At 37.0% G+C, this 12,713-nt stretch carries 10 protein-coding genes and 1 other annotated feature (1 of these 11 running past the window's edge); all 10 genes read left to right on the forward strand.

What is annotated here, in order from left to right:
* Positions 1-14: a binding site (T-box leader), on the forward strand; it begins 220 nt to the left of the window's first position.
* 55 nt (positions 15-69) lie between these two features.
* The 10 genes from BN38_RS03730 to BN38_RS03775 all read left to right on the forward strand — a co-directional run bounded on the left by BN38_RS03730 (position 70) and on the right by BN38_RS03775 (position 12,482).
* Complete coding sequence (locus BN38_RS03730; protein WP_044565653.1) at positions 70-1,278, forward strand: M20 metallopeptidase family protein; 1,209 nt, start codon at positions 70-72, stop codon at positions 1,276-1,278.
* Entirely contained in the window at positions 1,271-2,299 is a 1,029-nt protein-coding gene (locus tag BN38_RS03735) for a methionine ABC transporter ATP-binding protein (protein WP_044565656.1), read from the forward strand. Before BN38_RS03730 ends, BN38_RS03735 begins: the two co-directional genes overlap by 8 nt.
* A complete protein-coding gene (locus BN38_RS03740) occupies positions 2,286-2,951 on the forward strand; it encodes a methionine ABC transporter permease (protein ID WP_044565658.1) in 666 nt (221 codons plus the stop codon). The genes BN38_RS03735 and BN38_RS03740 overlap by 14 nt, the downstream gene beginning before the upstream one ends.
* Before the next feature lie 13 nt (positions 2,952-2,964).
* The gene (locus tag BN38_RS03745) at positions 2,965-3,816 is read left to right on the forward strand and encodes a MetQ/NlpA family ABC transporter substrate-binding protein (protein ID WP_044565660.1); all 852 of its coding nucleotides are present in this window, start codon (positions 2,965-2,967) and stop codon (positions 3,814-3,816) included.
* A 21-nt stretch (positions 3,817-3,837) separates the two neighbouring features.
* Positions 3,838-4,725, forward strand: a complete 888-nt coding sequence (locus tag BN38_RS03750; RefSeq protein WP_044565661.1) for a MetQ/NlpA family ABC transporter substrate-binding protein — start codon at positions 3,838-3,840, stop codon at positions 4,723-4,725.
* A 59-nt stretch (positions 4,726-4,784) separates the two neighbouring features.
* Positions 4,785-5,267 (forward strand): glutathione peroxidase, encoded by a 483-nt coding sequence (locus BN38_RS03755; protein ID WP_044565662.1) that lies wholly within the window; start codon positions 4,785-4,787, stop codon positions 5,265-5,267.
* A gap of 1 nt (position 5,268) precedes the next feature.
* On the forward strand, positions 5,269-5,754 hold the full coding sequence (locus BN38_RS03760) for a hypothetical protein (protein ID WP_044565663.1): 486 nt from the start codon (positions 5,269-5,271) through the stop codon (positions 5,752-5,754).
* A gap of 257 nt (positions 5,755-6,011) precedes the next feature.
* Positions 6,012-9,125 carry an isoleucine--tRNA ligase gene (gene ileS / locus BN38_RS03765; RefSeq protein WP_044565664.1) on the forward strand — a complete coding sequence of 1,038 codons (3,114 nt, stop codon included), beginning with the start codon at positions 6,012-6,014 and terminating at the stop codon, positions 9,123-9,125.
* Positions 9,126-9,293: 168 nt separating this feature from the next.
* Entirely contained in the window at positions 9,294-11,219 is a 1,926-nt protein-coding gene (locus BN38_RS10895; protein WP_084593740.1) for an acyl-CoA dehydrogenase family protein, read from the forward strand.
* Positions 11,220-11,225: 6 nt separating this feature from the next.
* Positions 11,226-12,482: an FprA family A-type flavoprotein gene (locus BN38_RS03775; protein WP_044565665.1), complete on the forward strand. Its 1,257-nt coding sequence runs from the start codon at positions 11,226-11,228 to the stop codon at positions 12,480-12,482.
* The last annotated feature ends 231 nt before the right edge of the window (positions 12,483-12,713 follow it).

Consider the following 12,713-nt stretch of genomic DNA (forward strand, 5'->3'; position numbering starts at 1 on the left):
ATGTCGTCCTTAGATTCTATTATTAGAATTTAGGGACGATTTTTTTATGCGAATTAGAAAGGTGAAAAAATGACCAGCAATGAAGTGATAAAGAAAAAAATAGACCAGTATTTTACTGATACCATATCCTGGAAAACTTACCTGCACGAAAACCCAGAAGTAAGTGATAAGGAATACCAAACAGCAAAATACCTTAAAGCTGAGTGTGAGAAGCTTGGACTTATAGTAGAAGATGCTGCAAATACAACTGGCTTTACGGCCTTACTTGATACTGGAAAGCCTGGCAAAACAATTGGGATAAGAACAGATATTGATGCACTCCCAATAGGAGAAAGTCAATACAATCTCAAAAACAAAAAGACAGTTGTATCAAAAATTGATGGAGTAAGTCATGCTTGTGGGCACGACTCACACATGGCAACACTTCTTACAACAGCAAAAATCCTTCTTGATTTAAAAGATGAACTTAAAGGAAAAATTTATTTTATCTTTGAAGAAGGCGAAGAGACAGGCGGTGGAATTGAAGCAATGGTAGACCACCTTAGAGACAAAAATCTAGATGCTTGCTATGGCAACCACCAATCACCCTTTATGGAAATTGGAAAGATTTCTGTAATCAAGGGCCCATCTCATGCAGGATGTGCTGGTGTGGAATTTAATGTTATAGGCAAGGGTGGCCATGGTTCTCGTCCTGATAAGTGTATAAACCCTCTTACAGCAACAGCAAACATTGTTACAGCCCTTACAACAGCTTGGGTCAACCAGCTTGACATAAGTAAAACTGTAACATTTGGCCTAGGAGCTATAAACGGTGGTTCAGCATCAAATGTAATACCTGATAGCTGCAATGTAAAAGGAACCTTGAGATTTTTTGATGATAAGGCTGGAGAAGATGCCCTAGAAGTATTGAAAGAAGTAACAAGGCAAACTGCCAAGGCTCACAAGTGCCATATAGAATTTACAGACTACACAAGGATAGTAGCCTACCCAACAATAAACGACCCAGACCTATCAGAAGATGTTAGAAAGTCACTAAGTGATATTTATCCAAATGCTTTCGAAGAAGCAGCAACTAGTTATGGTTCAGAATCATTTTTTGGATATTCTAGACTTTGCCCTTCAGTTTATACTAGATTTGGTGTTGGAAATAAAGAAAAAGGAATCAGTGCAGGTGCTCACACGCCAGAATTTGACTTAGACCCAGAAGGTATCAAATATGCAGTAGGTCTACAAGTAAAATTTGCCAGTGATTTCTTAAATGGAGTTTTTGATGATTGATTTAAAAAATATAACAGTTGACTTTGACGGCTTTAAGGCTGTCGATAATGTAAACCTTAGGGTGGAAAAAAATGATATATATGGAATTGTAGGATTTTCTGGAGCTGGTAAATCGACCTTGGTAAGGACCATAAATCTTCTCCAAAGACCTACAAGTGGCCAGGTTTTGATAAATGGCGAAAATCTTTTGGACCTTTCCAACAAGGATTTGAGAGCAAAAAGAAAAAACATCGGAATGATTTTCCAACATTTCAATTTGCTCAATAACATCACTATTTTGGATAATGTAATATTTCCTATAAGGAAATTAAAGATACCAAAAGAAGAGAAAGAAGCAAAGGCAAGAAAGCTACTAGAATTAGTAGGTATAGCAGATAAGGCTGACAATTACCCTAGGGAACTTTCTGGTGGCCAGCAACAAAGATGTGCTATAGCTAGAGCCCTTGCATCAGATCCAGAGATACTTCTTTGCGATGAGGCTACAAGTGCCCTAGACCCAAAGACAACCAAACAAATATTAAAACTACTAAAAGACCTTAATGAATCCTTGGGACTTACCATTGTAATTATTACCCACCAGATGGAAGTGGTAAAAGACCTTTGCAACAAGTGTGCAGTTATGCAAGATGGCAAAATCGTAGAGTCCGGTTCAACTCTTTCCATATTTGCCAATCCAAGAGATACTCTAACCAAAGAATTCGTTGAAACTTCAACTAATATTACAGATACCATAGAGGAAGTTAAACAAAATATAGGAATCCTTAAGGAAAATGAACTCTTGGTTAAGCTAAACTATGTTGGAGAATCTACAACAGAACCACTTATAAATGATATTTACCAAAAGTTTGGTATAAAGACAAATATACTTGCAGGAAATATTGAGTTTATCACAGGAGTTCCTGTTGGTAATCTAATAGTTAGTATTTCTGGGGATCCGGATTCCCTAAGCAAGCTTGGAAATTACCTAGAAGAAAGAGAAGTTAGTGCAGAAGTATTGGGAGGTAAAGATGGGATTTTTTGATTACTCATGGTCCATAAGAGATAGGATAATCGAAGACTTTAAAACGACCTTGTATATGTTGTTTATCTCAGCAATATTTGCTGGAATATTTGGACTTGTAATTGGCATAATAATGGTTGTCACAGACCATAAGAGGATTTTGGAAAACAAGGTTATTTATAGCATCTTGGATAAACTTACAAATATATTTAGGTCTATACCTTTTGTAATCTTGGTCGCTCTTATTGCACCAATTACAAAGGAAATTGTAAAAACAAGAATTGGCCCGAATGCAGCCATAGTTCCCCTAGTATTTTCTTGTGTGCCATTTTTTGCTAGACAAGTAGAACAAGCCCTAGCAAGTGTAGAACCAGGAAAGGTTGAGGCGGCAGAAGCCATGGGAGCGTCACCTTTTGAAATAATAACAAGGGTCTATCTTAGAGAAGGCCTACCATCACTTTTGCGTGCAGGATCAATTACTCTAATCTCCCTACTTGGCCTAACAGCCATGGCTGGACTTGTAGGTGGAGGCGGTATAGGAGACTTGGCCATAGCAGTCGGTTACCAACGCTACAAGGATGATGTAGTAATAGTAAGTGTTGTTTTGATACTAATAGTCGTATTTTTAATCCAGGCTATAGCAAATCATTTAATAAGGAAAACAAGTCATTAAGGAGGACTTTAATATGAAAAATTTAGGAAAATTAACTTTAGGATTGGCCCTAGTTTTAGGACTTAGCTCATGTGGATCAAATGGAGAGAACAATGAAGCAAGTTCAGGAGAAAAAGCTCCAACAGAAGTTGCTGATACTATAAAAATCGGTGTTGTAGGTGAGAAAAATGAAGTATGGGAAGAAGTTATCAAAAGATATGAAGAAGGCACAGGCAAAAAAGCTGAGCTAGTAAAGTTTTCTGACTATACCCAGCCAAATGAAGCCTTGGCTAGTGGGGATATAGATGTAAATAGCTTCCAACACTACAAGTTCTTGGATGAATATAACGATGCCCAAGGAGAAGAAAAACTAGTAGCCATAGCTGACACTATGCTTGCCCCATTAGGTTATTATTCAAATCAAATAAAAAGCCTAGATGAGCTAGAAGATGGAGATAAGGTTGCTATACCAAATGACCCATCAAATGGACCAAGAGCTCTATTCTTACTCCAAGCAGCAGGGCTTATCAAAGTAAATGGAAATCCTGGTGAAGCTATCACCCTAGATAATATAACAGAAAATCCAAAAAATCTTGAATTTATTGAAATGGATGCAGCTCAAACTGCAAGAGCCTTAGATGATGTAAAAGTGGCTGCAGTTAATGACAACTATGCCCTAGACTCTGGATTAAGTCCGAATGAAGATGCAATATTTCTAGAAGACCCAGAAAATCCAGATGCTAAAATATATGTAAATGTGATAGCGGCAAGGGCAGAAGATAAGGACAATGAAGCCTACAAGGAACTTGTAAAATACTATCAAACAGATGAAACAAAGAAAGACTACGACACATATACAAATGGTGCTTGGATAGCATCCTGGTAAAAAATTATAAGGAGAATAACAATGAAAAACATCAGTAAAATCGGCCTAGGCCTTGCCTTAATCTTAGGACTTAGTGCTTGTGGGGCAAAAAATAACGAAAGCGCACAAACAGCAGAGCCAGAAAAGACAGAAACAACAACAGAAGCTAAAAATGAAACAGATCCATTAAAAGATAAAGATGTGATAAAACTTGGTGTGGTCGGAGAAAATAACGAAGCTTGGGAAGATGTAGCAAAAAGATACAAAGAAGGCACAGGAAAAACTATAGAAATAGTCACATTTAGCGAATATAGAGAGCCAAACGAAGCTCTTTTATCAGGAGACATTGATATAAATGCCTTTCAACACAAAAAATTCCTCCAAGACTTTAACGAAGTTAGTGGATCAGATATAGTTTCAATTGCAGATACATCAATTGCTCCACTTGGTATATACTCATCAAAAATAAAGGACCTAGCTGACCTAGAAGATGGTGCAAGAATAGCAATACCTGATGACCCAACAAATGGATCAAGATCACTATTCCTCTTACAATCAGCAGGACTTATAGAAGTAGAAGGCGAAGATGGAGATTCCATCACTCTTAATGAAATCACATCAAATCCAAGAAACTTTGAAATAGTAGAGCTATCAGCTTCCCAAACAGCTAGATCTCTAGATGATGTGGACATAGCTTGTGTTAACTCTGGAATGGCAGTAGATGCTGGCTTCATACCAACAGAAGATGCAATTTACCTAGAAGACCACAATGAACCAGGTAAAGATATTTATGTAAATATCATAGCAACAACACAAGATAAAAAGGATAGCCCAACCCTAAAGGACTTGATTGACAATTACTATCACACGGATGAAACCAAGAAAATAGTGGATGAAACAACAAAGGGATCATCAATCCCAGTTTGGTAAAATCTTTAAATGTTATAAAAATCACGTATAGTAATATCATCGTAAAATAAGGAGTTACTATGACAGAGATTTATGACATAATTGTAAAAGATAATAATGGTGATGATATATCCCTTGAAAAATATAAAGGCAAGGTACTTTTGATAGTAAATACTGCAACAGAATGTGGATTTACTCCCCAATACGATGCCTTGCAAAATTTGTATGAAAGATACAAAGATAGAGGCTTTGAAATATTAGACTTCCCATGCAATCAATTTGGAGGACAAGCTCCAGGAAGTGACCAAGAGATAGCTAATTTTTGCACATCAAACTTTGGAACAACTTTTGATAGATTTGCCAAAATTGATGTAAATGGAGAAAATGAAGCAGACTTATTTAAGTTCCTAAAAAATGCTAAAGGGGGCATTTTTGGGGATAAAATTAAGTGGAATTTTACCAAATTTCTTGTAGATAAAAATGGAAATGTAGTAAATCGCTACGCTTCTCAAAAAAAGCCAGAAAATATCGCTAAAGATATAGAAAAATTATTGGAAGACTGATATGGACAAACTAGTACAATTAGCAAAAGATTCAATCAAATACTATGAGGAAAACAAGACCTATCTAAAGGACTATGATGATGAGTTTAAGGGCAATAACAATGGGGCGATTATTGTTGTTAGCCAGGAAGATAGAATCGAAACAAGTGGTTCTATCTACCCAACTCGTTCTGATATAGGCCTTGATGTAATCTATGAATCTGTCAACGCTACTATATTTAACAATGCCATTGATTTGGTAAACTATGGCATAGATGATTTGTACATCATGGTTTATGAAGTAGTTAAGGTCCAACAAATCCAATATATGGAAGAATTTGGTATGTACCATGGCCTTGTTGTCAAATACAACAACGAAGACACTATGGTGTTTAGAAATGACTATGAGTCTGACTATCAAATGTTTGAAGATGCCCTGGATAAGGCAAATGTAGATAGTCAAGATGTGTTCTCCCTGTATAAATTCAAGGTGGTAAAACATATCTAAGGCTTTTGCCCTTGACAAGTAGGGTGAGATTAGTATTATCTATGTAGAATATCAACGTTATAGAGAACAGTAACTTATCAATAACTTATAGAGAGGCGCTGGCTGGTGAAAAGCGCTAAGGGAAGGATAAGCGAATATCATCTTTTAGTTTGCAAGGTGAAATTATTAGCCTTGTACGAAAGCCAATCGTTAAGAGCAAAACTATCAATAAGTGGACCGTCTGTATGGACGGTTCTTTTTTTATTAAGGAGGTAAAAATGAGTGAATTCAAATCTCTAAATACAAGCGATACAAAAAATCGTGAAGCAAGTATAGAAGAATATTGGAGAGAAATTGACCTATTATATCAAACTTTCAAAACACGTGAGGGTGCAGAAGAATACATAATCTATGATGGCCCACCAACAGCAAACGGCAAGCCAGGTATCCACCACGTTATAGCAAGAACACTAAAGGATATGACTAGCCGTTACAAGAATATGAAAGGCTACAAGGTCCTAAAAAAAGCAGGCTGGGATACCCACGGCCTGCCAGTAGAAATCGAAGTTGAGAAAAAACTAGGTTTCCACGACAAAAACGACATCGAAGGCTATGGTATAGAAAAGTTCAACAAGCTTTGTAAAGAATCAGTATGGACCTATTCTGATATGTGGCGCGATATGTCTGATCGCATGGGATTCTTATATGACATGGACCACCCTTATGTAACCATGGACAACGACTATATAGAAACAGAATGGTATCTATTAGATAAGGCCTTCAAAAATGGTTACATTTACGAAGGGGCAAAAGTTATGCCATACTGTCCAAGATGTGGTACAGGTCTTGCAAGCCATGAGGTAGCCCAAGGTTACCAAATGGATAAAACCATCACCCTTACAGTCAAATTTAAGAAAAAAGATACAGATAATGAATATTTCTTAGCGTGGACAACAACACCATGGACCCTACCATCTAACGTGGCCCTATCAGTAAATCCAGACCTTGACTATGTAAAAGTCTTCGATAAAACTGACAATGCATATTATTATATGGCAAAATCCTTGTGCGAAAGCCTGATGGCAGATCATGAATACGAAGTGGTAGAAACTCTCAAGGGTTCCGATATGGAATATATGAAATATGAGCAGCTTCTTCCATATGTAGATGTCAACGAAGAAAAGGCCTTTATAGTAACCCTTGCAGACTATGTTTCTGCAGAAGATGGTACAGGTATAGTTCACTCTGCACCTGCCTTTGGTGAGGACGACTATCAAATTGGTAGAAAATATGGCCTAGACTTCGTTCAACCTGTTGATAAAGAGGGTAAGTTTACAGAAACTCCTTGGAAGGGTCAATTTATTTTTGATACCAACGAAGATATCTGGCACCACCTTGTAAACGAAGGCAAAGTCTTCAAAAAACAAACTGTAGAGCACAACTATCCACACTGCTGGAGATGCCACACACCACTTGTCTACTATGCAACACCATCTTGGTATATAGAGATGAGCAAGTTTTCTGATAAGTTAGTTGAAAACAACAAGTCTGTAAATTGGTATCCACCAACTATAGGTGAAAAGCGTTTTGGCAATTGGATAGAAAATGTAAAAGACTGGGCAATATCTAGAAGCCGTTATTGGGGTACACCTCTAAACATATGGCGTTGTGATGATTGTGGCCATACTAGAACCGTTGGATCAAGAAAAGAACTGGCAGAGCTTGCCATAGAAGATATAGATGAGAATATAGAACTTCACAGACCATATGTGGACGAAGTTTCTATCAAGTGTGACCACTGCAATGGAACTATGCACCGTGTACCAGATGTAATTGACGTTTGGTTTGACTCAGGAGCTATGCCATTTGCCCAATTACACTATCCATTCGAAAATAAGGAGTTATTTGAAAATTATTATCCAGCAGACTTTATTTGTGAGGGTATAGATCAAACTCGTGGATGGTTCTACTCACTTATGGCTATATCAACTATAACAACAGGCAAGGCACCATACAAAAATGTTTTGGTAAATGACCTTGTAGTTGACAAAAACGGCCAAAAAATGTCTAAATCAAAGGGCAATACCCTAGACCCATTTGCACTATTTGACAAGTACGGAGCAGATGCAGTGAGATTCTATTCCCTATATGTATCACCACCATGGATGCAAACAAAATTTGATGAATCTGGTTTGGTGGAAGTGAGAAACAATTTCTTTAGAACCTATGAAAATGTCTACAATTTCTTTAGCCTATATGCAAATACAGACAATCTTGGTATAGAAGATCTTAAAAATATTGGGGAAGTAAAATTAGAAAAAATTGATAAGTGGTTATACTCTAGACTAAACACACTTATCAAAGAATATAGTGAACAAATGGAAGTATTTGATTACAACAAGGTTGTTCACTTGATTTCAGACTTTGTAGTAGAAGACTTATCAAATTGGTACATTCGCCGCAATAGAAAGAGGTTCTGGATGAGTGAACTTACAGATTCCAAAAAGGCAGTCTATAAAACAACTTATGATGCCCTAATAACTATTGCAAAACTAATTGCACCAATCACACCTCACATTGCAGAAGAAGTTTATAGAAATCTAACAGATGAAAAGACAGTTCATACTCAAATTATGCCAGAAGCAAATGATGAGCTAATAGACCATAATCTAGAAGCTGATATGGACTTAGTACGTAAAATTGTAACTCTTGGCCGTGCAAGCCGTGAGAAAGAATCTATCAAGGTTCGCCAACCACTAGCAAAAATCATAGTAGATGGTTCTTACCAAGATAGGATTTCTGACTTAATCCCTCTAATCAAAGAAGAGCTAAATATAAAAGAAGTAGAATTTGCAAATGACCTTTCTGAATTTATGGACTTCTCACTAAAACCAGACTTCAGAGTTGTTGGTCGCATCTTCCAATCAAAGGTAAATGATTTTGCAAAATATTTGGCTAGTGTAGATGCCAAGGACTTTGTAAATCAAACAAACGAGGGCCCTGTGGAAATTGACCTTGCTGGTGATAAATACCAAGTTACAAGCGACTACCTAGATGTAAGAATTTCTGCCAAAGAAGGTTTTGATGTGGAAATGAACGGCAATGTCTTTGTAGTTTTAGACACTGAAATCACAGAAGATCTTAAAGATGAAGGTTATGCTCGTGAGTTCATATCAAAAATCCAAAACTTGAGAAAAGATTCTGGCTTCGAAGTGACTGATAGGATCAATATCTCTTATGGAGCAGAAGAAGAGCTAAGCAAATCATTAGAAAAATTTGCCGATGAAATCAAGAAAGAAACCCTAGCAGATAGCCTAAGTAACAAAGACTTGTCAGCAGAGGAAATAGACCTAAATGATAAGAAGATAAAAATCGAAATAGAAAAATTATAAGAATTATGACTGATGAAAATAGATTTATTTTTGTCAGTCTTTTTTTTCTTAATAATATAATTTAAGGAATATTAGCGAGCTAAAAATAAAATGCAAATACGTATTGACAAAACGTTTTCTTCGGTTTATACTATAGTAAAATAGTAGTGATAAATAAAGGAGGTCTCAATGCTATTTAGAACAACAGACGAGCATGAAGCTTTACGTAAAAAAGTTAGAGCTTTTGCTGAAGAAAAAGTAAAACCAATTGCCTTTGATCTAGATCAAAACAACGAATTTCCTGATGACATTGTAAAAGAAATGGGCGAACTAGGATTTATGGGAATTCCATATCCAAAAGAATACGGTGGCCAAGGCCTTGATGCAATTTCTTATGCTATAACAGTAGAAGAATTATCAAGAGTTGACGGCGGTGTTGGTGTAATTTGTTCGGCACATACCTCACTAGGAAGCTGGCCAATATTTGCCTTTGGTACAGAAGAACAAAAACAAAAATACTTAGTTCCACTTGCTAAGGGAGAAAAACTAGGTGGATTTGGTCTTACAGAAGAAAACGCAGGTTCAGATGCAGGCGGTACAGAAACCACAGCAGAACTTGACGGAGATCATTACATATTAAACGGTAAAAAAATATTTATAACAAACGCTCCAAAAGCTGACACATATGTTGTATTTGCAGTAACAACACCAGGTATTGGAACACATGGTATTTCAGCTTTCATAGTAGAAAAAGAATTTGAAGGATTTACCTTCTCTGATCACTATGACAAACTAGGTATCAGATCATCTTCTACAGCAGAGCTTCACTTTGACAATGTTAAAGTTCCAAAAGAAAACTTACTTGGCAAAGAAGGTCAAGGATTTAAGATTGCCATGGCTACACTTGACGGAGGTAGAATTGGTATAGCATCTCAAGCTCTAGGTATTGGACAAGGTGCTTATGAATCAGCTCTAGCTTATGCCAAAGAACGTGAACAATTTGGTATGCCTATAGCTCATCTACAAAGAAATACATTTAAACTTGCTGATATGGCAACATACCTACACGGCGCTAGACTTATGATTTATCATGCAGCAGACCTTAAGACTCACCACGAAAGATATTCTGCAGAAGCTGCTATGGCAAAACAAGTTGCATCAGATCTTGCTATGCAAATAACAACTGAAGCTATCCAACTATACGGTGGTTCTGGCTTTATCAAGGGTGTTGACGTTGAAAGATTCTTCAGAGACGCAAAAATCACTCAAATCTATGAAGGTACTAACGAAATCATGAGAGTAGTAGTTGGAGCTAGCACAGTAGGTCGTGCTCCCAGAGTCCAAGCAGTTGGAAGAAAATCTAAACAAGGTCCAATCGCAGGAGTTAGAAAGGGCGAAATCTTTGAGGGAGATCCTAAAGAAGCGGTTAAAAATCTAGTTGCAGCCCTTAAAAAAGACGGATATGACTTCACAGTAGGAATCGATCCATGGACACCAGTAACAGAAGCTGAAAGAATAGTAGTAGCTGGTCGTGGTATTGGCGAAAAAGAAAATATGAAACTAATAGAAGATTTAGCTTACCAAGCAGGTGCAGCTATATCATCATCTAGACCAGTAGCAGAAACATTAAAATACGTTCCACTTGATAGATACGTAGGTATGAGTGGACAAAACTTCAAAAACAACCTCTACATCGGAGTTGGAGTATCTGGAGCAGGCCAACACTTAAAGGGAATCCGTGATGCATCTACAATAGTTGCAATCAACAACAGCAAAAACGCTCCAATCTTTGCAAACGCTGACTACGGTATAGTTGGAGACTTCAAAGAAGTGCTACCACTACTAATAGCAGAACTTGACAATGGTGAAGAAAAGAAACCAGCTCCACCAATGAAGAAAGTAAAAAGAAGCAAACCACGTAAGATGGCTCCAAAAGAAGATGTTTATGTTGACTTAGGTTCAGGTTATGAATATGACCCAGAAGTTGGCGATCCAACACAAGGTATCGAACCTGGAACACCATTTGATAAATTGCCAGATAGCTGGGTATCACCAGTATCAGGTGAAGCTAAAGAAGAATTTATCAAAGTAGAATTCCCAGAAGATAGAAAGTAGGTAAATATGTATACAGTTAGAAAAGTAACAGAAGATTTATACTATGTAGGTGGGGATGATAGAAGACTTGCCCTATTTGAGAATATATTCCCAATTCCTGAAGGTGTATCATATAACTCTTACCTACTAATGGACGAAAAAACAGTTTTAGTAGATGCGGTAGACTGGGCAATCACTCGTGAATATATCATAAATGTAAGCCGTGTTCTTGATGGACGTGACCTAGATTATATGATTATCAACCACATGGAACCAGACCACTGTTCATCAATCGAATTGATGCTAGAAAGATATCCAAATCTTAAAATCATTTCTTCTGAAAAAGGAGTAATGTTTATGAGACAATTTGGTTATCACGTAGACGATAGATATATCGAAGTTAAAGAAGGCGACACCATGAACTTTGGTAAACATACCCTAGCTTTCGTGGAAGCACCAATGGTTCACTGGCCAGAAGTACTAATGACCTATGATACAACAAATGGCGTATTATTCTCAGCAGATGCCTTCGGATCATTTATAGCAAACAACGGTAGATTATTTGCAGATGAAGTTGATTGGGATCGTGATTACTTAGACGAAGCAAGACGTTATTATACAAATATCGTAGGAAAATACGGTACCTTCGTACAAAAAGCTCTTGAAAAAGCTGGAACACTTGACATCAAATACATCTGTCCACTACATGGCTTGGTATGGAGAGATAACTTCGGCTATATCCTTGATAAATACACTCACTGGGCAACATATGAACCAGAAGAAGAAGGTGTACTAATAGTATATGCATCAATGTATGGAAACACAGAATACGCTGCTCAAGCACTAGCAAGCAAACTTTGTGAAGCAGGCATAACAAATATTAGCCTAAGAGATGTATCAAGCACACACGTATCAACTCTTATAGCAGAAGCATTTAAATATACTAACATAGTTTTAGCATCTGTAACCTATAACCTTGGAGTATATCCTCCAATGCAAAACTTCATAGAAGATATGAAGGCTCTAAACGTACAAAACAGAGCAGTTTCTATCATAGGAAACGGATCTTGGGCACCACAAGCTGCAGAAAAAATGGAAAAATACTTAGATGAAGAAATGAGATTGATGGACGTTCTACCAGAACAACTAGAAATCGTAAGTTCACTAAAACGTATGAAAGAACCAGATATGGATGCCATAGTTGAAGGAATCCAAGAATCTATGAAAAAACGTAGAGAAGAAAAAGAAAAATCTGCTTCTCAAAACAAAGGCAAGAAAAAATAAAATTCGAGACTGTGTAAAATTTTGTGTATAGAAACCTCCTGATTAGGGTAAAATCAACTAATCAGGAGGATTTTTTATGCCAAGAAAAAGGCCCGAATCAAGAGGAAGTAAGATAGCAAAAATGTTAATCGAAGAATACAAGCCTCAAAGCGCTCAAGACATTCAAGAAGTGTTAAAAGAACTTCTAGGAGACACTATGGAAGAACTTTTAAAGGCAGAACTTGATGAACA

Origin of the sequence: Anaerococcus provencensis (assembly GCF_000312365.2) — a bacterium.
GTDB classification, from domain to species: Bacteria; Bacillota; Clostridia; order Tissierellales; family Peptoniphilaceae; genus Anaerococcus; species Anaerococcus provencensis.

Coding starts and splice junctions, on each gene's coding strand:
- BN38_RS03730 (WP_044565653.1), top strand. CDS start 70: ATGACCAGCAATGAAGTGATAAAGAAAAAAATAGACCAGTATTTTACT.
- BN38_RS03735 (WP_044565656.1), top strand. CDS start 1,271: ATGATTGATTTAAAAAATATAACAGTTGACTTTGACGGCTTTAAGGCT.
- BN38_RS03740 (WP_044565658.1), top strand. CDS start 2,286: ATGGGATTTTTTGATTACTCATGGTCCATAAGAGATAGGATAATCGAA.
- BN38_RS03745 (WP_044565660.1), top strand. CDS start 2,965: ATGAAAAATTTAGGAAAATTAACTTTAGGATTGGCCCTAGTTTTAGGA.
- BN38_RS03750 (WP_044565661.1), top strand. CDS start 3,838: ATGAAAAACATCAGTAAAATCGGCCTAGGCCTTGCCTTAATCTTAGGA.
- BN38_RS03755 (WP_044565662.1), top strand. CDS start 4,785: ATGACAGAGATTTATGACATAATTGTAAAAGATAATAATGGTGATGAT.
- BN38_RS03760 (WP_044565663.1), top strand. CDS start 5,269: ATGGACAAACTAGTACAATTAGCAAAAGATTCAATCAAATACTATGAG.
- ileS (WP_044565664.1), top strand. CDS start 6,012: ATGAGTGAATTCAAATCTCTAAATACAAGCGATACAAAAAATCGTGAA.
- BN38_RS10895 (WP_084593740.1), top strand. CDS start 9,294: ATGCTATTTAGAACAACAGACGAGCATGAAGCTTTACGTAAAAAAGTT.
- BN38_RS03775 (WP_044565665.1), top strand. CDS start 11,226: ATGTATACAGTTAGAAAAGTAACAGAAGATTTATACTATGTAGGTGGG.